The sequence below is a fragment of the Thioalkalicoccus limnaeus genome (genome assembly GCF_041197575.1).
In the GTDB taxonomy this organism is placed as follows: domain Bacteria; phylum Pseudomonadota; class Gammaproteobacteria; order Chromatiales; family Chromatiaceae; genus Thioalkalicoccus; species Thioalkalicoccus limnaeus.
The window spans coordinates 137718-160318 of sequence record NZ_JBDKXB010000002.1; the positions used below are offsets into that span (position 1 = coordinate 137718).

The following is a 22601-nucleotide window of genomic DNA, read 5'->3' on the forward strand; positions in this document are numbered from 1 at the left end:
CACGGCGCCGGAGCGCGCCTCGCAGAGCGGCGGCGGTCGGCCAGTCGAGTCATTCGATATTGCCTCCTCGTCAGGTGCGCGGCGCCGCGCCGCTGCTTCAGAGCCGCGTTGACGGCGAGTCCGACCGCGGCGGCACCAGGCAGGACCCGGCCGCCATAGGATACCTTATGATAACGTTTACGCTTTGCTTGTATTGGATCCAGCCCAATGACCCAAGGTTACGACCTCGTGTTGGTCGATGGCTCGTCGTATCTGTTCCGCGCCTATCACGCGCTGCCGAAGCTTTCGAACTCGCATGGCGAGCCGACCGGAGCCTTGGTCGGTGTCCTCAACATGCTGCGCAAGCTGATCGACGACTATCAGCCGGAGCGCATCGCGGTGGTCTTCGATGCGCCGGGCCGGACCTTCCGTGACGATCTGTTCCCCGACTACAAGGCCACCCGACCGCCGTTGCCGGAGGATCTGCGCGCGCAGATCGAACCCTTGCACGAGGTGGTCCGGGCCATGGGCCTGCCATTGCTCGCCGTTCCCGGGGTCGAGGCCGACGATGTGATCGGTACGCTGGCGACGCAGGCCGCGGCAGCCGGCCTGCGCACGCTGATCTCGACCGGTGACAAGGACCTGGCTCAGCTGGTGGATGAGCGGATCACGCTCGTCAACACGATGAGCGGTGCCCAACTGGATCCCGAGGCCGTTCGCGCCAAGTTCGGCGTCCCGCCGGAGCGGATCGTCGATCTGTTGGCCTTGACGGGCGACAACGTCGACAACATCCCTGGCGTGCCGAATTGCGGGCCCAAGACCGCTGCCAAGTGGCTTCAGGCCTATGGCGATCTGGATGGTGTGATGGCGCGGGCCGATGAGGTCAAGGGCAAGGTCGGCGACAACCTGCGCGCGGCACTCGACCGGCTGCCGTTGACGCGAGACCTGACCCGCGTGCGTCGTGATCTGTCGTTGGATCTGTCGCCCGATGATCTGCGACCGGCCCAGCCGGATCTGAAGGCGTTGCGCGACTGGTATCGGCGGCTCGAGGCCAGACGCCTGCTCGCGACGCTGCCCGACGACGGGGAGTTGGCCCACGCGACGGCGGTCAGCGCGGCGCCGGGTTACGAGCTGATCCTGACCGAGGCGGCATTCGAGGCCTGGTACACCCGCCTCGAGCAGGCGCCTTTGTTCGCATTCGATACCGAGACGACGGCCCTCGATTACATGCGCGCGGAACTCGTCGGGGTCTCCTTTGCCGTCGAGCCCGGGCGAGCGGCCTATGTGCCGCTGGCGCACGACTACCCCGGTGCGCCGGATCAGCTCGACCGCAATTGGGTGCTCGATCGGCTGCGTCCTCTGCTCGAAGATCCCGATCGTCCCAAGGTCGGTCAGAACCTCAAGTACGACATGAGCGTGCTGGCCCGTTATGGGGTCGCGCTGCGGGGACTGGCGCACGACACCATGCTCGAGAGCTATGTCCTCGATAGCACCGCGACCCGGCACGACATGGACTCGCTGGCCAAGAAATACCTGGATCGGGATACCATCCGGTTCGAGACGATCGCGGGCAAGGGCGCCAAGCAGCTGACCTTCAATCAGATCCCGCTCGAACAGGCTGGCGATTACGCGGCCGAGGACGCCGAGGTGACCTTGAGTCTCCATCGGGCGCTGTGGCCGCGCATCGAGGCGCTGCCGGGCCTGTCCGGCCTTTATCGCGAGATCGAGATGCCGCTGGTGCCGGTGCTGTCGCGGATGGAGCGCGCCGGCGTGCGCATCGATCGCGAGCTGCTCGCGGCGCAGAGCCAGGCCTTGGCCGAGCGGATCCAGGCCCTCGAAGGCCAGGCGCATGCGGTGGCCGGGCGGCCATTCAATCTCGGGTCGCCGAAACAGATCGGCGCCATCTTCTTCGATGAGCTCGGGCTGCCGGTCGTCGCCAAGACCCCGACCGGCGTGCCTTCGACCTCGGAGGGCGTCCTCGAGCAACTCGCGAACGACGGCCATGAGCTACCACGGTTGATCCTCGAACACCGCCGCCTCGCGAAGCTGCGTTCGACCTACACGGACAAGTTGCCGCAGATGGTCAACGCGCACACCGGCCGCGTCCACACCTCCTACCATCAGGCCGTTGCAGCGACCGGGCGCCTCTCCTCGAGCGACCCGAACCTGCAGAATATCCCAATCCGCAGCGACGAGGGGCGGGCGATCCGCCGCGCCTTCGTTCCCGAACCGGGCCGGCGGCTGCTGGCGGCCGACTATTCGCAGATCGAGCTGCGGATCATGGCCCATCTGTCCGGCGACGAGCGGCTGCTGGCGGCCTTCGCGGCCGGCCAGGATATCCATCGCGCGACGGCGGCCGAGATCCTGGGGCTCGCTCCGGAGCAGGTCACCGGCGAACAGCGGCGCTCGGCGAAGGCGATCAACTTCGGTCTGATCTATGGCATGTCGGCCTTTGGACTCGCTCGGCAGCTCGGCATCGATCGCGGCGCCGCACAAGAATATGTCGACCGCTACTTCGCACGCTACCCGGGAGTGCGCGCCTACATGGAGCGGACCCGCGCGCAGGCCCGCCGGGACAAGTACGTCGAGACCCTGTTCGGCCGGCGGCTGTACCTGACCGACATCGATCACAGCAACCAGGGACGCCGCGCGGGCGCCGAGCGCACTGCGATCAACGCGCCGCTGCAAGGCACCGCGGCCGACGTCATCAAGCGCGCGATGATCGTCGTCGACGGCTGGATCGAGCGGGATGCCCCGCCGCTTCGGCTGATCATGCAGGTCCACGATGAACTGGTGTTCGAGGTCGCCGAGGGGTTCGTCGCCGAGGCCTCGACCCGCATCCGCGAGGCGATGCAGCAGGCCGCCGACCTCGCGGTCCCGCTCCTGGTCGATATCGGCGTCGGGGCCAATTGGGACGAGGCGCATTGATCGCGCCCGTTGTAGGTGCGGCTTCAGCCGCAACGCCCGGTGTCGGTGCGGCTTCAACCGCATCGCTTGGGGTAGGTGCGCCTTCAGCCGCAACGCCCGTGTCGGTGCGGCTTCAGCCGCATCGTTTGGGGTAGGTGCGGCTTCAGCCGCACGAAGGCCACGAAGGCCTTGGCCGTCGGGGCAAAGGGTGTTGCGGCTGAACCCGCACCCACAGCCGGTCAACCGACAGCCGCGTAAGCCTGGTTCGCCATTGTTCGGGAGTCTCCTCAGCGCATTTCAGTCGGTCCCTGCGTCCTCGGCGTCAGGCCGAACGACGAGGCCGCGGTGGGCGCATTTTCGCCCGGCGAGCCGCACAGCCGCCTCCACGGCAGCGGGTGCGCTGAGACCGCGCAACAGGCCGTCGATGAGCCCGGCATTGAAGACGTCGCCGGCGCCGAGGGTGTCCACGACTTGGCTGGGTGGGGTCGCCGGAACCCGTCCGATCGACCCGCCGCGGTCGAGGAAATAGGCGCCGCGCGCGCCCCAGGTCAGCGTGATCAAGGTCGCATCCGAGCGTTCGGCGAGGGCCACGAGAAAGGGTTCGGCCTCGTCGAAGCCCTGAGCGATCGCGAACGGGCGGCTGGCCATCAAGATCCGCGGACCGCGCAGAAGATCCTCGATCCCGGTCCGCGGCTTCTCGAGTTCGAGCGATATGGGTAACCCGGGGGCCTCGTGCATGACGCGCTCGATCATGCGGCGGGTCGCGTCGGGATGGCGCCCTTCGAAATGGACCCAGGCCAGATCGGCCAGCGAGACGCGATCGAAGGACTCGGCATCGAGCTCCGGCAGGTCCCGGTAGTGCACGATGGTGCGGCTGCCGCTGGCGCGGCTCGACAGCACGAACGAGGTCGGCGTCGTGGCGGCCTGGACCCTGACGGCGGCACTTGTGTCGACACCGAACCGGGCGAGGTCGGCGAGGATCAGATCCGCGCCGGCATCGTCGGCCAGGGTCCCGACCCAGCGACAGCGTCGGCCGAGCTGGGACAAGATCACCAGGCTGTTGGCGACATTGCCGCCGCGCCGGCGGTCCTCGGCCAAGGCGCGGATCTCGTCGTCCTCGGCCGGGTAGGCGGCGACCTCGTGGATGATGTCGACCGTCGCGATGCCGACGCCGAGCACGATACCGGCCGGTCCTCGGGGGTGGGTCAGCATGTCATCCATTCGACACCATGGGGAGCATCCTGTGGGCATCAGGGTGCCCATTGTGCCAGAGGGTTCGGCCAGGGTGACGGCTTGGCCATTGACGGGTGGCGAAAACGGGGCCTGATCCCCGCGGAAAGCCCTTGAAGTTCTGGGGACGTCGACTAACATTAGAGAAATCTAATATACAGGCTGACAGGATCCCCATGTCATCATTCAGGTTCATTCCGTTGCTGGCGCTGGCGCTGGCGCTGGCAGGCGCGGTTGCCGCCGAGTCTGCGCCGCCGCCGTTGGCGACCGCCGCGGCCGAGTATCGCGTGGTCGCGCGCGAGTTCCGCCTCGACGGCGTCGTCGAGGCGCTCCACCGGTCGACCGTGTCGGCTCAGACCCAGGGGCAGGTCGAGGAGCTCCATTACGACGTCGACGACTATGTCGAAAAAGGCGCGCTGCTCGTGCGGCTGCGCGATACCGAGCACCGAGCACGGGTTAGCCAGGCGACGGCCGAGGTGCGTTCGGCGACGGCCACGCTGGAGCGTGTACGAGACGAGCACGAGCGCATTGCGGGGCTCTTTGCGAAGCGTTCTGTCTCCGAGTCGGCCATGGACGCGGCGACGGCCGAGTTGACGGCCGTCGAGGCCGCGCTGGAGTCCGCCACCGCGCGGCTCGAGCAGGCCGAGGAGCAGTTGGCCTATACGCGGATTCGGGCCCCCTATTCGGGGCTGGTCACGCATCGCCACATCTCCCGTGGCGAGATGGCGAGCCCCGGTACGCCGCTGATGAGCGGCATCTCGCTCGATGCGTTGCGGGTCGTCGTCGATGTGCCTCAGAGTCTGATCCCCGCGGTGCGCGCCGGCGGTCAGGCACGGATCCAGTTGCCCGATGGCGAGCTGATCGAGGCGACCAGGATCACGATCTTTCCGTTCGCCGACATGGGCTCGAGCACCTTTCAAGTGCGTCTGATGTTGCCGGAGGGGTTGCCCGGGCTCTTCCCGGGGATGTTCGTGAAGACCCGCTTCGTCGTCGGCGAGCGCCGCGAGCTGCTGGTGCCGCAGGCCGCGTTGGTGCAACGCTCCGAGGTCACCGGCGTCTACGTCGTCGATGAGGCCGGCCGGCCCAGCCTCCGCCAGATCCGTGTCGGGCGCCAGGTCGGCGACCAGTTCGTGGTCCTGGCCGGGCTCGACGAGGGTGAGCAGGTCGCCATCGATCCGATCGCCGCGAGCCTGGCCCGCAAGGCCCTTGGAGATCGGCCATGAGCGGGCGGCTTGGGCTGTCGGGGCGGATCGCCGAGCGCTTCCAGGGCACGGCGATTACACCGCTGCTGGCGCTGGTGGGGCTGCTGCTCGGTCTGTTCGCGATCCTGATCACGCCGCGCGAGGAAGAACCCCAGATCAATGTCACCTTCGCCGATGTCTTCATCCCGTTTCCGGGGGCCGCGGCGACCGAGGTCGAGCACCTGGTGGCCGGCCCGGCCGCGCAGGTCCTGTCGGAGATCCAAGGCATCGAACATGTCTATTCGGTCGCGCGGCCCGGGCAGGCGCTGATCACGGTCCAATTTCAGGTCGGTCAGGACCGCACCGAGGCGATCGTGCGCCTGTTCAGCAAGATCATGTCGCACCAGGATTGGCTGCCGCCGAACTTAGGCGTTGGCCAGCCGCTGATCAAGCCGAAAGGGGTCGACGACGTGCCGATCGTCACCGCAACCCTGTGGTCGCGCGACCCGGCCGTCGGCGCCTTCGAGCTCGGCCAGGTCGCCCATGCCCTGGAGCAGGAGATCAAGCGGATCCCCGGTACGCGCGACATCTTCACGCTCGGGGCCCCGGCGCAGGTGGTGCGGGTGCTGCTCGATCCGCAGGCCCTAGCCGGGTTCGGCATCGATCTCGGCGAGCTGCGGTTCGCGCTCCAGGCCGCCAACCAGACCCGCGATAACCTGACCCTGACCGCGAACAATCACGAGATCCTGGTGCAGGCCGGCACCTTTCTGACGACACCGGAAGAGATCGGCGAGCTGGTTGTCGGGCTGCACGGCGGGCGGCCGGTCTTCCTGCGGGAGGTCGCCGATGTGCATCAAGGTCCCGAGCAGCCGACCAGTGCCGTGCGCATCGGTGCCGGTCCCGGCGCCACGGCGGCCGGCCTGCCGGTCGGGGACGCGATCCCGGCCGTGACGCTGGCGGTGGCCAAGCAGAAAGGCACCAATGCCGTGACCATCGCCGAGCGGGTCATCGAGCGTTTCGACCAGCTCCAGGGGACCTTGATCCCCGATGGGGTCGAGGTCCAGATCACGCGCGACTACGGCGCGACCGCCGACGCGAAGGCCAAGACCTTGATCACCAAGCTGACCTTCGCGACCCTGTCGGTGATCCTGTTGGTGCTCGCCGCGCTCGGCTGGCGCGAGGCGCTGATCGTCGGCGCGGCCGTGATCGTGACGCTGGCCCTGACGCTCTTCGCGTCCTGGGCCTGGGGCTTTACGTTGAATCGGGTCTCGTTGTTCGCGCTGATCTTCGCGATCGGCATCCTCGTCGACGATGCGATCGTCGTCGTCGAGAACATCCACCGTCACCTGTCGATCAGCGGGCAACGCCTGCTCGAGGCGATCCCGGTCGCCGTCGACGAGGTCGGCGGTCCGACGATCCTGGCGACCTTCACCGTGATCGCCGCGCTGCTGCCGATGGCCTTCGTCAGCGGGCTGATGGGCCCCTATATGAGCCCGATCCCGATCAATGCATCGATCGGCATGTTGATCTCGCTGGCCGTCGCGTTCGTCTTCACGCCTTGGATGGCCCGGGCGCTGCTGGCCCGCCACGCCGGGCAGGCGGTCGCACATCAGGAGTCGGTGCCCGATCGCGAGGATCGGCTCGGCCGTCTCTTCGAGCGGCTGATCGCACCCTTCCTGGATGGTCGCCGTGGTCGGCGCAACCGCTGGTTGCTCTTGGCCGGGCTGCTGGTGCTGATTGGCGGTTCGCTGCTGTTGGTCACGAGCAAAGTCGTGGTCATGAAGATGCTGCCCTTCGACAACAAGAGCGAGTTCCAGGTCGTGCTCGACATGCCCGAAGGCACGAGCCTGGAGCAGACCTTGCGCGTCCTGCGCGAACTTGGCGGCGAGCTGGCCGAGGTCCCCGAGGTCGCCGATTACCAGATCTACGCCGGCACCTCGGCGCCGATCAATTTCAACGGCTTGGTGCGCCAGTACTACCTGCGCGACGGGGCCCATCAGGGCGACATCCAAGTCAATCTGGTCGCGGCCGGCGAGCGCGACCGTTCGAGCCACACGATCGCCAAGGCGGTTCGCGAACCGCTGCGCGCAATCGCCGACGGCCATGGCGGCCGCATCCGGATCGTCGAGATGCCGCCGGGACCACCGGTGCTCGCGCCGCTGGTCGCGGAGATCTACGGCCCGGACTACGAGGGCCAGATCGCGGTCGCCCGGCAGGTGCGCGCGCTGTTCGAGACCACGCCGGACATCGTCGATGTCGCCGATTCGGTCGAATACCCGGGCCCCAAGCAGCTGGTCGTCGTCGACCGCGCGAAGGCAGCGCGCTTGGGCGTGACCCAGGGGGCGATCGCCGAGGCCCTGGCCGCCGTGCTCGACGGCCAGGACGTCACCCACCTCCATGGCGCCAGTGTCAAATACGCGATCCCGATTCGCATCGAATACACGGAGGCCGACAAGGCCGATCTCGAACAGGTCCTGGCCCTGCGGGTGCGCGCCGACAGCGGTGCCCTGGTGCCTCTGTCCGAGGTGGTCACGCTGATCGAGACGACCCGCGAGCACAGTATCTTCCACAAGGACCTGCGGCCGGTCGTCTATGTCACCGGCGACATGGCCGGCCGCACCGACAGCCCGCTGTACGGGTTGTTGACGCTGTCGGCGCGGATCGACGGCGAACTCGAGCGCTCTCAATGGTTCATACAGGCGCCGCTCGATCCATACGACTTCAGCATCAAGTGGGATGGCGAATGGCAGGTCACCTACGAGACCTTCCGCGACATGGGCCTGGCCTATGGCGTCGGGCTGATCCTGATTTACCTGCTGGTCGTCGCCCAGTTCCGCAGCTACCTGGTACCCTTGATCATCATGGCGCCGATCCCGTTGACGATCATCGGCATCCTGCCCGGTCATGCGCTGCTCGGCGCCCAGTTCACGGCCACCTCGATGATCGGGATGATCGCGCTGGCCGGCATCATCGTGCGCAACTCGATCCTGCTCGTCGACTTCATCAATCAGGAGGTCCGCGCCGGGCGGCCGTTCGAGGAGGCGGTGATCCGCTCGGCCGCAGTGCGGGCCAAACCGATCGTGCTGACGGGCCTGGCGGCGATGGCCGGCGCGCTCTTCATCATCGACGATCCGATCTTTTCGGGGCTCGCCGTGGCGCTGCTGTTTGGCCTGTTCGTCTCGACGCTGCTGACGCTGGTCGTGATCCCGGTCGTCTACTACGGCGTCATGCACAAGCGCATCGCCTGGATCCGGCAGTCGACCGGCTGAGGCGAGGGATCGGACGTGATTCGGGATGGGATCGTCGCGATCGGCATTGTCTCGACGGGGTGGGCGTGGCGCTGGCGAGAATGACCTCGCCGTCGCGCCTCGAAGAACGGCTCCGCGGCGGTGCCTACGGTCGCGGCGCCGCCATCGATATCGCGAAATCCTTTCGACCAAGGCCGCCGCGCGTTACGATGCTCGGATTCGGCGCCCTGCGATGCGGGGCGATGAGTCTGTTCGTGGAGGCGGTCCATGACCTACTACGATGTCTTCAACGGCGATGCCGATGGCCTTTGTGCCTTGCATCAGTTGCGCTTGGTCGAGCCTCGCGACGCGGTCCTGGTGACCGGCGTCAAACGCGACATCGCGCTGCTCGAGCGGGTCCCGGCGCAGGCCGGCGATGCGGTGACCGTGCTGGATGTCTCGCTCGACAAGAACCGTGAGCCGCTGGTTCAGTTGCTCGAAAGCGGTGTCCGGATCGACTACTACGATCATCACTTTCCCGGCGAAATCCCGTCCCACCCGGCCCTCGTCGCGCGCATCGAGACGGCGTCCGACCAGTGTACGAGCCTGCTCGTCGACGCCGACCTGGCTGGCCGATGCCGCACCTGGGCGCTGGTCGGGGCCTTCGGCGATGGGCTCGATGCCGTCGCCCGCCGACTCGCGACCTCGTTGAACCTCGGCGAGGCGGCGCTGGCGCGCCTGCGCGAGCTCGGGACCTACCTGAATTACAACGGCTACGGCGAGACGATCGAGGATCTCTTCTTCGCCCCCGACCTGCTGTACCGGCGCATGCAAGGATTCGTCGATCCGCTCGACTTCGTCGCCGAGGACGAGGCCTTCGCGGTGCTGCGCGGTGGCTTCGCCGATGACATGGCGCGGGCGCGAGAGCTGGTCCCGGAGCATCTGAGCGATAACCATGGCATCTACCGATTGCCGGCCGAACCCTGGGCCCGGCGTATCAGCGGGGTGCTGGCCAATGATTTGACCCAGGCCGCGCCGGAGCGTGCCCACGCCCTGTTGACGGAACGGCCCGACGGGGGGTTCGTGGTCAGCGTGCGGGCGCCGCTCGCGCGGCGCGTCGGCGCCGATGCGTTGTGCCGCCAGTTCTCGACCGGTGGCGGACGCCAGGGTGCGGCCGGAATCAATCGCCTGTCCGAGACCGACTATGACGACTTCGTCGCCCGGTTCCTAGAGTCCTTCACCGAGGGAGGTTCCGGATAGGATCCGCCGTCCGATCCGTCGTGCCCCGCGTCCGTGACGATTCCGGGTCAGGTCGAAACGGCAAAACAGCGACGGTCCGCTCGATCGGCGCGCGCGAAGAGGTTTTCGGCGGCGCAGGCAACGTCGTTGATCAGGTGATGTGCCCGTGAATGGCGCGGCGCGCTGGAGCCCGCTTTTGCCAAGCCGCCGCGGTCCGGCTAATGTTGCACGACACCCAACCAAGCTCGCGTGGCGGGGCATCGGCGCTCGTGATCACCACTCGACCAGCGCCTGTGGTTGCCCGCTACTCACCACAACAACCGAGGAGAGATCAATGGGTTATCAGGCTGTATACGAGCGTGCGATGCGTGATCCGGAGGGTTTCTGGGGCGAGGCCGCGCGACTCGTCGATTGGGACCGACCGTGGGATCGGGTGCTCGATACGACGAACCCGCCCTTCTATCGCTGGTTTGCCGGGGCCGAGCTCAACACCTGCTTCAACGCCGTCGATCGGCATGTGGCGGCCGGTCGCGGCGACCAGCCCGCGATCATCCACGACAGCCCAGTCACAGGTACCAAGGAAAGCATCACCTACGCGGAATTGAAGGACCGGGTCGCGCATTTTGCCGGGGCCCTGCGCGACCAGGGCGTCGTCAAGGGTGACCGGGTCATCGTTTACATGCCGATGGTGCCGGAGGCGGCGATTGCGATGCTCGCGTGCGCGCGGATCGGCGCCATCCATTCGGTGGTCTTCGGCGGCTTTTCGTCGCGCGAGTTGGCGACCCGGATCGACGATGCCAAACCCAAGGTCATGGTCGCCGGTTCCTGCGGGATCGAGCCGAATCGCGTCGTGCACTACAAGCCGCTGCTCGACGAGGCGATCGAACTCGCCGCCCATAAGCCCGAACGGTGCATTATCCTGCAACGGCCGCAAGAGCCCGGCACCCTGATACCAGGTCGCGATCTCGGTTGGGCCGAGGCCGTCGCGGCGGCTTCGCCGGCCGACTGCGTGCCGGTCGCCGCGACCGATCCCCTCTATGTCCTCTACACGTCCGGGACCACCGGTCAGCCGAAAGGCGTCGTCCGCGATCATGGCGGTCACGCCGTGGCCATGTGCTGGAGCATGGCCAACGTCTACGGCGTCAAGCCGGGTGAGGTCTATTGGGCGGCCTCCGACGTCGGCTGGGTGGTCGGGCACTCCTACATCGTCTATGGCCCCCTGCTCACCGGGTGCACGACGATCATCTACGAGGGCAAACCGATCGGCACGCCGGATGCCGGCGCCTTCTGGCGGGTCATCCAGGAACACGGCGTGTCGGTTCTCTTCACGGCCCCGACCGCGTTCCGTGCGATCAAGCGCGCGGACCCCAACGCCGCGCTGTTGGCCAACTACGATCTGGGCTGTCTCCGGGCCTTGTTTCTCGCCGGGGAGCGTTGCGATCCCGACACGCTGAAATGGGCCGAACAGATCCTGAAGGTCCCGGTCATCGACCACTGGTGGCAGACCGAAACCGGTTGGGCGATTGCGGCCAACTGCCTCGGTATCGAGTCCTTGCCGATCAAGCCCGGTTCCCCGACCGTCGCGGTGCCCGGCTATGATGTCCAGGTGCTTGACGAGGCCGGCCATCAGGTCGCCCGTGGCGACATCGGGCGCATCATGATCAAGCTCCCGATGCCACCCGGCTGCCTGCCGACACTGTGGGGCAACGATCAGCGCTTCGTCGAGTCCTATCTGTCGGCGCAGGACGGCCACTATTTGACCGGTGATGCTGGCTACATGGACGAGGATGGCTACATCTTCGTGATGAGCCGTATCGACGACATCATCAATGTCGCAGGCCATCGCCTGTCGACCGGTGGCATGGAAGGGGTCCTGGCGTCGCATCCGGACGTCGCCGAATGCGCCGTCATCGGCGCGGCCGATGAACTCAAGGGCGAGCTGCCGGTCGGCCTCGTCGTTTTGAAGGCCGGCGTGGCCCGCGACCCAGCCGCGATCACGAAGGAGTTGATCGCGTTGGTGCGCGACCAGATCGGCCCGGTTGCCGCCTTCAAGCACGTCACGATCGTCGAACGCCTGCCCAAGACCCGCTCCGGCAAGATCCTTCGCGGCACGATGAAGAAGATCGCCGACGCCCAGGAGTACGGAATGCCGGCGACGATCGACGATCCGGCGATCCTCGGCGAGATCGAGGAGGCTCTGTCAGCGATCGGCTACGCCAAAGGTCGATGAACCCCGGCGCGACGGCTGCTATCCCGGATTCGGCAAGCCGTCGCGCGCGGTGGGCGCGGGGCGGCGCAGCGCAGCACATGACGCCAGGCGCCGTGGATGACGTTGGCCTCGATCATCAGGTTCTGGTAGAGGAACTCGGCCCGATAGGCGTCGTTGGCGTGGGTACCACCGGCCTTGGCCGCGGCTAGATAGGCCGGCGTCGGCCGCTCGGCCAGGGCGCGCGTCAGGGCGTTTGTCGCCGGGTTGGACTCGCCCGCGTGAGACGACAGGCGCTGCGGCGGAAGGCCGGTCAGGATCGCTCGGACCACGAATTCTTGCGCCCACCTCGGCCATGCCCGGCCGCGGTCGCTGATCCGGCGTGGCCCGACGCGTAGCGCCGCAGGCTGGTCTCCAGCCGGCCTTTCGGGGTCCGCTGGATCTCCGCGAGCAGCGGATGCGTGACCGCCGCGAGCCGAAACCGCTCGATCAGGTGCTGTTCCAGGTACAGCGTCAGATGGGCCGCCATCTCGGCATCCGCCTGCGCGCGGTGATAGCGGCCGGTGACCGGCAGTCGCGCGTATTCGACGAGGGTGCCGAGCTTGTGATTCGGCGCCTCGGGCAGCAGACGCCGGGCGAGGAGCATCGAGCAGGCGAAGGGTTGCGCGGGGCACCGATCGATCCGTCGCAGCTCGGCTTCCCAGAAGCGGCGATCGAAGGACGCATTGTGGGCAATCAGCGGATGGTCGCCGACGAAGTCCGCGACCTCGGCCATGACCTGGCTGGCCGGTGGGGCCGCGCGCACCATGGCGTCGGTGATCCCGGTCAGCTGCGTGATGAAGGCTGGGATGCGCCGACCGGCATTCATCAGGCTCTGGTACTGCGCGACGATCTGACCATCGCGGATCAAGACCGCGGCGATCTCGGTCGCGCGATCGCCGTGATCCGGCGACAGCCCCGTTGTCTCGAAGTCGATGACCACGACGGATTCCACAGGGGACCTCCTGGTTGCGGGCTAGCGGGTGCTGCCCGCGGGAAATCGGCGACGTACCGAATCCTCGGCAAACGGTTCGCGCTCAACAACCTCTGTCTCGGCATCGCCGGCAGCTACCAGCGGTGCAGTGCGTGCCATGCCGGTTACGGATGGTCGGACGGCGACTTCGACTTCACCGCCGAGGACCTCGTCGACTGCCTGGTCTGTCACGATACGACCGGAACCTATGTGAAGTTCCCGATCGGCGCGGGCCACCCACCGTACGAGGACACCCCGTTTCGCGGTGACCTCTTTCGCGCGCCCGATCTCGTCGAGGTCGCCCAGCATGTTGGGCCGACGAGCCGCGCGACCTGCGGCGCTTGCCATTTCGAAGGCGGAGGCGGAGACGCCGTCAAGCACGGTGATCTCGACGGATCCCTGTCGGCGCCGACGCGAGCGCTGGATGTACACATGCCGCCAGATGGGCGCAATTTCCAGTGCTCGACCTGCCACGAGTTCTCGGGCCATGTTCAGGAGGGCAGCCGTTACCAGGTCACGGCCAAGCCGATGTCGGGCATCGCCGTTCCGGGCCGCGACAGCGACCGTCTGGCCTGCGAATCCTGCCATGGGACCGCCCCGCATCGCCCAGGCGTCCACGACAAGCTGAACGAGCACGTCGAGGTCACCGCGTGTCAGACCTGCCACATCCCGACCATGGCCCGCGGTGGGCGACCGACCAAAACGCCATGGGATTGGTCCACGGCCGGGCGCCGCGACGACGCGGGCCGCCCGATCGTCGAGGAACGGGACGGGCTCGTTGTCTACGACGGCATGAAAGGCGACCTGCGCTGGGCCGAGAATCTCCGGCCCGAATACCGCTGGTTCAACGGAACCATGCGTTACACGCTGCTCGGCGACGCGATCGATCCCGATGCGACCGTTGCCATCAATCGACCTGAGGGCGATGCGACCGATCCCGGCGCCCGCATCTGGCCTTTCAAGATCATCGACGGGCGCCAGCCCTACGATACCCGGCATCAAACCCTGCTGGTCGCTCGCCTGTTCGGCCCGGATGAGACCGCCTATTGGCGCGGTTACGACTGGGACAAGGCGCTGCATGCCGGAATGGCCGAGGCCCGGCGCGTGGGCCAGAGCGACGCGACCTACAGCGGCGAGTTCGGTTTCGTCGACACTCGGATGTACTGGCCTGTCAGCCACATGGTGGCCCCGGCCGAAGACGCGATCCGCTGCGGGGCCTGCCACCGCCGGCATGGGCTGCTCGATGATCTCGTCACCGGCTATGTTCCAGGCCGTGACCGGCATCCGCTGATCGAGTCCATCGGATGGTGGGCCGTCGCCCTGACGTTCCTGGCCGTAGCCGGCCACGGCCTGGCCCGATACCTTGCGTACCGGCGCCGCAGCGCCCAGGAGAGCACGGGATGACCGACAAGGTTCGACTCTTCACACTCTACGAGCGCTTCTGGCACTGGTCGCAGGCCGTGCTGATCTTCGGCCTCTTGTATACCGGGCTCGCCCTCCACGGCACCCACCGGCTGATCGGCTACGGCACGGCACTCGAGATGCATATCCTGCTGGCCTGGTCGCTGATCGGACTCTGGGCCTTCACGATCTTCTGGCATCTGGTCACCGGCGAATGGCGCCAGTACGTGCCGACGCATCGCGGCCTGCTCGCGATCGTCGGCTATTATGCGTATGGGATCTTCTCCGGCGAACCGAAACCCTTCGTGTCGACCGCGGCGGCAAAGCACAACCCGTTGCAGAGGCTCGCGTATCTCGGGTTCAAGGCCGCCATCGCGCCGGCCCTGTGGATCTCCGGCCTCCTGCTGCTATTCTTCGCGACCTGGAAGACGACCGTGCTCGGCGACTGGTTGCCACTCGCCTGGGTCGCCTGGACTCATGTCGCCGCCACCTTCGCGCTGATGGTCTTCGCGATCGGGCACATCTGCATGGCGGCGACGACCGGGGACCCCTGGTATGCTTACCTCAAGGCGATGGTGACCGGCTACAAGGACACCCGCGGTTCCACGTCAGATCCCGGACAGGGCGCCGGCGAGGCGGGATCCTGACCAGGCCGGAACTGGCCGAGGGGGTCCCTCCAGTCGCATCCATCCCTCCCCTCTGCGGGGTTTTCTGATGGCGTGCAGGTTTTGCATCTGGCGCCGAGGCCACCCAAGTGCTAAGAATGAGCGCATCTGATATCAGTCTGCGTGCAAGGCATGTCATCCAAGTCCATCACCATCCGCACCGAGACCGAGATCCTCGATCAGCTCGCCGCGCTCGCGCACGCCCTCGACCGCTCGCGCAACTGGGTCATCGAGGACGCCCTGAAGCAATACCTGGCGCAGCAGGCCCGCTACGCCGAAGGCATCGCGCAGGCCCGCGCCTCGCTGGAGCGCGGTGAGGGCATCCCCCATGAGGACTTGATGGCCGAGCTGGATACCCTGATCGAGGAGCAGGCACAGAAGCGCCGCGCCGGCCCATGAAGGTCCTCTGGGCGCCCGAGGCCCGGCAGGACCTCTGCGAGATCTACCTCCATCTGGCGCCCAACAATCCGCCGGCCGCTCGCGCTCTTCAAGCGCGGATCAAGGAGGGCGTCGCGCTGCTGCGCGCCAACCCGCTGCTCGGCCGTCCCGGCCGCGTCGCCGGTACCCGCGAGCTGGTGACCCAAGGCGCCCCCTACATCTTGCCCTACCAGATCCGGGGCGATCGCCTGGAGCTGCTGCGCGTCCACCACGCGGCGCGCCGCTGGCCCGAGCGCTTTCATTAGGCCGCGGCCCATGCCCCGCTAGGTGCATCATGAGAAGGCCCCGTACTACGAGGCGGAGCTGGTCATATCAATCGTCCCGAAAGTCATCGGAGGCGGGTCGCGGCGACCGTTGGCGGGAGGGATCCCGCCGTCGAGCTGACACGGACGTCCTTGCAGCGTGTCGCAGCGAGCCGTCTGCGATGACTCTTGCAACCCTCGATAGACCTGCTTGGGGACTGGACGCTGGTGCGCCGCTGGGACGGGCTCAGGTCGAGGAGGGGAGGGCGGCGCAGCGAGTTGGTGCCGAGCTATGAGGCAGGCTTGGCGCGGCTCGAGGCAGTGGGGGAGGGGAGGGAGAAGAGGGGTTATGTACAAATTTGTGGTACGCCCATTCAGCGACCAACTAGCGAATGTCGGCAGACGACTCAGGCCTCGGCACATCTGGGACATGACAGTGCTCATCATGAGGTCCAACAACGGAACAGCGTTCGACCTATAATGCTGTGCATTATAGAAAATAGAGGTTCTGAGACATGGGGATGACCAGTGTCCGGATGCCGGACGAGCTGCTTCAGCGGCTCGATACCACGGCGACACGCCTGCGCCGCTCCAAGGGCTGGATCATCAACGACGCCGTGCGCGAGTACCTGGAGCGCGAGGAGCTACGGCAGCGTCGTGACGAGGAAACGCGGGAGGCCCTGTCCGAGTTGGATGCCGGGCAAGTGGTCGACGGCGACGAGGTGCTCGCCTGGATCGATAGCTGGGGCTCCAAGAACGAGCGTGAGCCGTCTCGTTGAAGCGGCTCCAGTTCACGGCAAGCGCCACACGGGATCTGCGGCGTCTGCGCCATTTCATCGCCGAGCACGACCCGGCGGCAGCCGCTCGCGTTAGCAAGCGCCTGACGCGCACAATCCGCTTGCTTCGGGACCAGCCCGCGCTGGGCAAGGAGGTTCAGGAGCGTAACCGGTAACCGGCTGGCGTTCTTCATCCACCAGCGCGCGATGCGGACAATGGCTCCTGTCATCGATCACGACAGGAGACCACCATGACCACGACCACCCGTGTGCGACGCACCCGCCCCGACAGGGCGGCGCGCAGCTTAGTTGGTGCCAGCTCTATTCGGTGGGCGGTGGCAACTCCCCTTCGGTCTTGTGCTTCTCCAGCGCCTTCAGGCCGGCCTCGCTTGGGGTGATGTCGACGCCCTCGACGACGGCCGTGGTCTCGGCGCTCGGCATCTCGCAATGCACGTTCAACGTCGTCCCCCAAGCGTTGTACACGACAGAGGACGTGTTCGAGGACGAGTAGGGCGACGGTTCTGGCGTGCATGGGACCTTGCTCGAGCCCAGAACGGCCGAGACCACCACCCGATAGGTATTGCCATCGACCATATCCTTGACCGGCAACTTGATGCAGCGGTGCTGGCCGATCGGGAAACTGGACGACCAGTGATAGGTGCCTGCGAACTCCACCCCCATCCAGGCGGCATAGCCAGCGCCGACCAGAAGATTCACGCAGGCGGCAGATTGGGCCTCGGCCGGTTTCGGCGCAAGAACGGTGACTGCCAACGCAGCAGCAGCGGCCGCAGCGGCAAACGACGAGCAACGGAAGATCTGCATAGGGGTAACTCCAGCAAATTTTGAAATACCGATGTCGGATGACTCGGCGCAGCTTCGCCTACAGTAACTCGATAACACTAGCTCCTCTAAAGCCCAGAAAAAGGGTGAGCGAGAATCTTTCATGGTGCCCACATACCTATCCGCATGAGCGGACGAAGGACGGGGCGCCATGACAAGGGCAGCGAAGAGATGAAGGCACGATGTCTTGTCGATGCCGCAGGGATGGAGCGTGCCATGCCCCACAGAGCGCGAGGCGCACTGCGGACAGCGATGCTCTGCTGACAAGCTAAGCTGGAAAGCTTCGAAGGGGCCATAGCGACCGTCCAGTGATCGTTTGGAACAGGGGTGCGCACGAGCGTGCCCTTGCCTGCTGGCGTCTTGCTGACGCTAGCCTCGGCCGCCGATGGCGCGCCGAGGCTAGCTAGGGAAGGCTTGATTCTTATTGTTTACGGATCGGAAAACTCTCAGCATGGAGGTAGGCTATTAAAACTAGCCCATGAGAAAAAATTTGCAAGGCACTCGACACGGTGCGATCGGTTTGGGGACGTAAGGGACCGCCCGGCCGCTCCGCCAGCGGGCTGCGACGCGACACACGAAGTGGCTCCCGCGTCCTGATCAGCGTCTGGAAATGCGACAGGCTCGAGTCCAGCTAGTCCGACCGGATATCATCACAAATACCGCCGCAACGCCGCCGGCACCGCCTCCACCTCCCCCGGCGCCTCGATCAAGAGCCCGGTCCGGGCAATGGCATCACGCACGATCGCCCGCGCCGCCTCGACCTCCCCCGGGGCCTCGATCAAGAGCCCGGTCCGGGCAATGGCATCACGCACGATCGCCCGCGCCGCCTCGACCTCGAGCGGCGGCACCGCGATCGGCTTCATCTTCCACCACAGCTTGCGCAGGCTATGCTTGCGGTCGCTCGCGCAGGTCGCCACCTGCGCATGCTCGAAGACCGCGAGCCAAAAGGCCTGCTGGGTCGGCGTCAGGCTCGTCATGTCATCGACCGCGATCAGCACCGACCCGGGATAGGCGTAAATCGCCGGGATGATGGCCGCGGTCAGGTCACGGATGCTCAGGCGATTGACATGCCGGCGGATGCTCGACCACTCGATCGCGCGCGGGGCCATCGCGTCGTACTTCTTCGCCAGATCCAACGCCGAGGGCTTCAGGATCCCGGTCTCGATCAGGCGCCGGGCCATCTGCACGAACTGGCCCTTGGCCTGGTGCTCGGAGAGATAGACCAGGACCGGGCCACGCCGGCCGGGCGCCGCCGCCGGCTCCTCGGGGGCCTCCACCGGCTCCGCATCCGGCGCCCCGGCATCGCGGGCCACCGTGTCGAACTGCCGCCACTCCGAGCGGCGCGGCTCGATGCGCTTCAAGGCCGCGCGCAACACCGCCGACTTGCCGATCCCGACCGGACCGGTCAGCACCACATGCTTGCCCTTCTTGATCTCCCGGACGACCTGATCGATCAGGGCCTCGCGGCCGACGAGGGTGAGGTCTTCATTGGCTTGGCTATCCATGCGGCATCCGGCGTCCTTGTGGCTCTGTGAGAGGCAAGGATAGGCCGTGCTAGAGACTTCTGGAAGGTGTGTGGTGGTTGGTCGGGGCTAGATGGCGGCAGGTTACGACCCATTACGGTCGCTGACATTTTTTCGACGGCGTCGACGAGCGCTGCCTTAAAAACCTAGTCGACACCTACCCCGGACCTTGCCGATCTGCCAGTCTGCGCGAAAGTCATTAACGCACGTACGTGATAATGTGCCACGATAGGAGCCGCTCTGGCGGTTGGCCAGAAACGGCTTGCCTGCCTGGGGCTTCTACGCGGCGCTTATCTGCCAGATGAGCCGGCGACGTTCACGGATGAGATGCTGGTGTTCCTGAATCCGCTGTTTGCGTTGCTCGGTGTAGGGCATGCTTGCTATCTGCTTTCCGATGGCTTCGATCTCGGTATAGAGTTCGTCGATTCGGCGCTGAAGGTCGACCTTGCGCATTGATCCACTAGCCTGTATGGGCTGTTTCTGCCGGGTCTGTTTTGGCGGATGCATCCCGGTCTGCCGAATTGATCGTAAATCGCCTTTGAGCCTCGCGAGTTGTCTTACATAATCTGCTCTGCGAGCTTCGAGTCGCACGATTTCTTCTGCGATGCCCACCTTCATCCGTTTCGACCAGCTAAAGGAAGGTGCCTCGGCGTACTCTGACTGGAGGAGCCGAATTTCGTGGTTTAACGTCTTGATACTGATTGCGAGTTCGTGGGTTTTGTTTTGGTCTTTCATAGTCGATTCCTGCTAAATAAGCGTCAGATCGTCCGTGGTGATTGGAGCCAGCGGCCTCCGCCGACCCTTATGGGCACCTTGAAAAAATTTAAGGTGCCCGCGCGGGGCAAGGATGCCCCGCCATTTTCAGCCGCCTAAGCGATTGAAAATGCAGCGAAGCGGAAATCGTATTTTCGCTTCGCGTCTTGAAAAATTACCCAGATGGCAATTTTTCAAGGTCCCCTTATGTTGCAGATTTTAGCTGCAATAAGTCCTCTTTGAGATGCGACTTATTATCCAACCGATGCTGATCGGATGCGATGTCCAATAAAATTCCAGCCTTCTCTGCGTGCTTCGGCGAACCGAAGTACAAATCCGACAGGTCTTCTGGTGCGATCTCGCCGGGGAATCGGCTGGTAATCAAGCGTGTGAGGTTCAACAAGAAAGCATCGTCAAAGCTAAGAAAGAATGCGTTGTCAAGGCTAAGGGCGTCGGAATTCGGGCCCAGAATTAGCGGATTTTTTTCGTTGTCAGGGCTGGGCCTAGCGTGCAATGCTCCCGCAAGGCAAAGCCCTTTGATGAGCCGGTATGCGGTGTTTTGATCAACTTCAGAAGGCGAGTTAGGTGCTAGCGGGCGATGTCGATCGCGTACAGAGGAAAGGTGATCGACAATCATGTTGCTCAGATCCACGAGCGGGATTTCATGGCCGTGCTTACCATCTGGACTAACGAGTCGTTTGAGGATCGACTCGGTCGCCATGAAGATTTTGAGTCTGGTGTTTTGGTCAGGCAGATCGATGCCAATGCGGTCTTTCACGACATTGATGAGCACGGCGGTTTTGTTTGTGGGGGCGGCTTTAGCTGACTCGAGTTGCGCTGCTGCCGCACGGCCAGATGACGTGAGTTCGATAAAGAAGTCCTGACCAGAGGGCGCGATACTGACCAAACCTTCCTCGCGCGCAAGCTCGGCAAGCTCCCTCCAGTTGCGAAACTCGAGTTGGGCGAGAGAGAGCGTCGGATGCATTGTGCGCAATATGGGAACGATGGTCGCCCCGACTGCTTTAGCTCCGCGGTTTTCGAAATCGCGAACGATGAGCACTAGGGTTTCTACGCACTCGCGGCGTAGATTGAACAGCTCTTCGGACTTCCGCGGAGAGTCGATCTGGTCATATTTCAGGAAGTCATCGAACTCGCGGACAAAGGTTGGGTTAAAGTCCACAGTGCCAGGAACACCGACACCAACGACGTGCGCGCCGTGCTGTTTCAGCAAGCTCGTGGCATACGCAAAACTTTCATCGGCGGTCACGATCAGGAAAACCGTCGCGGTTTTCGCACCGAGAATTTTGAGAGCATCCGCAATTATCGTGATGCGCAACGCATCACGATCAGGCAGCACCTCATGTTTAAACAGGTGGTTTAGAAGATTTTCGAGCTGTGAAGCGATTTCTCTGGACAAAGTCGAAAAACTGCTACGTTGTACGATGCGACCGAAGCTACTGCTGAATTTTAAGATGGCGTCAACATCGAGCGAGTCCCGGGACGCGAAAGCGTCGAGATCAACCAAGATAGTCACGTTCGGACGAGGCGCATCGACACCAACGAATAGTGAACGATCTCCCCGTGCGACCGCTACTGCGGCTTCACAAATGTATTCGTTTAGAGAGACACCCTTCGTTTTTGCCGCCTGCTCGATGATTCGATGCTCGTCGGAAGAGATACGTAGCGTCAGGGTCTTGCGTCCCTGTGATTCAGGACGATTGGTGTGTGGTGTTGGTGGCGCGAACGTACTCATGGGTCACCTAGCGGGATCGATGTGGCGTGCAACGGCCAGCCAACCGCTGGCTGGCCGCGGAACCGTCCGCATTATGCGAGGTAGGTGATGCGGTCGAAATACGAATCCAGCGGGACGAACAAGGACGCCGCTTCACGTAGGCGATGTGACGTGCTGTGGTTCCAAGCCATGACTATGACGAGAAAGCCCAGTGCCTTAAGCTGCTTGACAACGTGGCGAAAGTCGCGATCACCTGAGAACAGCGTTACTGTCGTCGTTTTGGGTGAAACTCCGGGCAGCAGCGGGGACATCGCCATCTCGGACACGAGGGTTGTGTCCGCCTCCTTCTCGGCGCCGTTAGGAGCGACTTCAACTGGATTGACTTTCCAACCGGCTCTTTCCGCGGCACCGACGACCGGAACAAGAGGCATTCTAGCCGGGATCACGCAGGTGGCTCGGATTTGCCTGAGGGGTTCGTTTTGGCGGCGGCCTAGATTTCGCATTTCAGCCAGGTGCAGGCGCAGTTCGATGTCGCGGTGATAGCGCGTCTTCGCGACCTCGTTTGCACCGCCTAAGATGTTGGAAAAGTCGAGGTAATACAGGCCGGAGAGGCTTTGGGCCGGCACTGAATGGGGGTGGGCTGCGAACTCAGGGGACATAAGCATATGCTTTCTCCGGTAATTAAGTTTTTGTCGTACGGTCTGAACTAAAGCGTCCGAGACCACCCATCTGCGACGGTTAAGAGGTCTGCAGGTGAGATGCTCGAATTTTACCTGGCCTGCCGAAGACGCGCAACACTTTTTGAAGCCATTTCGGCTATTTTTTGTTGTCACATCGTGATATGACTTCATTTTGTGAAGTCACGGGGACGGCGATGTCGTCCGCTTCCGGACCAGGGTCGACGTCAGGCACTGACACCGGCTGAACGTCCGGACCTGAGCGATTGCGGTCTTAACCACCCGAGACCGGATTGGCCATCGCGGTAGCCACGCTTGAGGGCTGACCAGGTGCGCGATGACCTGATGGCGCCGTTCCAGCGCCAAGAGCGGGCGTAAACAACAACGCTGCAAGACCGCCCGATCCTGACCACCAATCCGGACAGGTGCGTCCAGCGAGAAGCCGCCAAAGTCCCAGACGAGTACGTCGCTGGCCTCCTGGGTCTTGAGAAGGCGGCTGCGGGCGAAGTAAGCGCAGCATCCCTGTGCACACTTGCTCGGTGACGGTAGCGATCGCGTCTGCGGTCAGTGTTA

Annotated in this window: 19 protein-coding genes; 11 read left to right on the top strand and 8 right to left on the bottom strand. The window is 64.7% G+C overall.

The window, feature by feature from the left end:
• The first annotated feature begins 207 nt into the window (after positions 1-207).
• Positions 208-2907, top strand: coding sequence for a DNA polymerase I (polA, locus tag ABC977_RS02230; protein ID WP_369665605.1), 2700 nt, complete (start codon positions 208-210; stop codon positions 2905-2907).
• Between the two features lie 276 nt (positions 2908-3183).
• Here the strand turns inward: polA and ABC977_RS02235 are convergent, their stop codons facing one another.
• Entirely contained in the window at positions 3184-4098 is a 915-nt protein-coding gene (locus ABC977_RS02235; protein WP_369665606.1) for a PfkB family carbohydrate kinase, read from the bottom strand.
• Positions 4099-4292: 194 nt separating this feature from the next.
• Between ABC977_RS02235 and ABC977_RS02240 the strand changes: the two genes are divergently transcribed.
• From ABC977_RS02240 to ABC977_RS02255, 4 genes are all read left to right on the top strand, one after another.
• A complete protein-coding gene (locus ABC977_RS02240; RefSeq protein WP_369665607.1) occupies positions 4293-5339 on the top strand; it encodes an efflux RND transporter periplasmic adaptor subunit in 1047 nt (348 codons plus the stop codon).
• Positions 5336-8566 carry an efflux RND transporter permease subunit gene (locus tag ABC977_RS02245; protein ID WP_369665608.1) on the top strand — a complete coding sequence of 1077 codons (3231 nt, stop codon included), beginning with the start codon at positions 5336-5338 and terminating at the stop codon, positions 8564-8566. Before ABC977_RS02240 ends, ABC977_RS02245 begins: the two co-directional genes overlap by 4 nt.
• Positions 8567-8812: 246 nt before the next feature.
• Positions 8813-9784, top strand: a complete 972-nt coding sequence (locus tag ABC977_RS02250) for an acetyltransferase (protein ID WP_369665609.1) — start codon at positions 8813-8815, stop codon at positions 9782-9784.
• Between the two features lie 313 nt (positions 9785-10097).
• Positions 10098-11993 (top strand): propionyl-CoA synthetase, encoded by a 1896-nt coding sequence (locus tag ABC977_RS02255; RefSeq protein WP_369665610.1) that lies wholly within the window; start codon positions 10098-10100, stop codon positions 11991-11993.
• Here ABC977_RS02255 and ABC977_RS18290 read toward each other — a convergent pair.
• Positions 11975-12301 (bottom strand): hypothetical protein, encoded by a 327-nt coding sequence (locus ABC977_RS18290; protein WP_439849141.1) that lies wholly within the window; start codon positions 12299-12301, stop codon positions 11975-11977. The two genes, ABC977_RS02255 and ABC977_RS18290, sit on opposite strands and share 19 nt — an antisense overlap.
• A complete protein-coding gene (locus ABC977_RS02265; protein ID WP_369665611.1) occupies positions 12283-12963 on the bottom strand; it encodes a 3'-5' exonuclease in 681 nt (226 codons plus the stop codon). Before ABC977_RS02265 ends, ABC977_RS18290 begins: the two co-directional genes overlap by 19 nt.
• Between ABC977_RS02265 and ABC977_RS02270 the strand changes: the two genes are divergently transcribed.
• The 6 genes from ABC977_RS02270 to ABC977_RS02295 all read left to right on the top strand — a co-directional run bounded on the left by ABC977_RS02270 (position 12910) and on the right by ABC977_RS02295 (position 16679).
• Entirely contained in the window at positions 12910-14385 is a 1476-nt protein-coding gene (locus ABC977_RS02270) for a tetrathionate reductase family octaheme c-type cytochrome (RefSeq protein ID WP_369665612.1), read from the top strand. The genes ABC977_RS02265 and ABC977_RS02270 overlap by 54 nt on opposite strands.
• Entirely contained in the window at positions 14382-15029 is a 648-nt protein-coding gene (locus ABC977_RS02275; RefSeq protein WP_369665613.1) for a cytochrome b/b6 domain-containing protein, read from the top strand. The genes ABC977_RS02270 and ABC977_RS02275 overlap by 4 nt, the downstream gene beginning before the upstream one ends.
• A gap of 150 nt (positions 15030-15179) precedes the next feature.
• On the top strand, positions 15180-15446 hold the full coding sequence (locus tag ABC977_RS02280) for a CopG family ribbon-helix-helix protein (RefSeq protein WP_369665614.1): 267 nt from the start codon (positions 15180-15182) through the stop codon (positions 15444-15446).
• Complete coding sequence (locus ABC977_RS02285; RefSeq protein ID WP_369665615.1) at positions 15443-15730, top strand: type II toxin-antitoxin system RelE/ParE family toxin; 288 nt, start codon at positions 15443-15445, stop codon at positions 15728-15730. Before ABC977_RS02280 ends, ABC977_RS02285 begins: the two co-directional genes overlap by 4 nt.
• A gap of 518 nt (positions 15731-16248) precedes the next feature.
• Entirely contained in the window at positions 16249-16506 is a 258-nt protein-coding gene (locus ABC977_RS02290) for a CopG family ribbon-helix-helix protein (protein ID WP_369665616.1), read from the top strand.
• Positions 16503-16679 carry a type II toxin-antitoxin system RelE/ParE family toxin gene (locus ABC977_RS02295; RefSeq protein WP_369665617.1) on the top strand — a complete coding sequence of 59 codons (177 nt, stop codon included), beginning with the start codon at positions 16503-16505 and terminating at the stop codon, positions 16677-16679. The genes ABC977_RS02290 and ABC977_RS02295 overlap by 4 nt, the downstream gene beginning before the upstream one ends.
• A gap of 145 nt (positions 16680-16824) precedes the next feature.
• Here the strand turns inward: ABC977_RS02295 and ABC977_RS02300 are convergent, their stop codons facing one another.
• The 5 genes from ABC977_RS02300 to ABC977_RS02320 all read right to left on the bottom strand — a co-directional run bounded on the left by ABC977_RS02300 (position 16825) and on the right by ABC977_RS02320 (position 22010).
• Entirely contained in the window at positions 16825-17325 is a 501-nt protein-coding gene (locus tag ABC977_RS02300) for a hypothetical protein (protein WP_369665618.1), read from the bottom strand.
• A 668-nt stretch (positions 17326-17993) separates the two neighbouring features.
• Positions 17994-18848, bottom strand: a complete 855-nt coding sequence (locus ABC977_RS02305; RefSeq protein ID WP_369665619.1) for an ATP-binding protein — start codon at positions 18846-18848, stop codon at positions 17994-17996.
• 297 nt (positions 18849-19145) lie between these two features.
• Positions 19146-19601: a hypothetical protein gene (locus ABC977_RS02310; RefSeq protein ID WP_369665620.1), complete on the bottom strand. Its 456-nt coding sequence runs from the start codon at positions 19599-19601 to the stop codon at positions 19146-19148.
• 223 nt (positions 19602-19824) lie between these two features.
• The gene (locus tag ABC977_RS02315; protein ID WP_369665621.1) at positions 19825-21372 is read right to left on the bottom strand and encodes an NYN domain-containing protein; all 1548 of its coding nucleotides are present in this window, start codon (positions 21370-21372) and stop codon (positions 19825-19827) included.
• Between the two features lie 71 nt (positions 21373-21443).
• Positions 21444-22010: an NYN domain-containing protein gene (locus ABC977_RS02320; RefSeq protein ID WP_369665622.1), complete on the bottom strand. Its 567-nt coding sequence runs from the start codon at positions 22008-22010 to the stop codon at positions 21444-21446.
• Between the last annotated feature and the right edge of the window lie 591 nt (positions 22011-22601).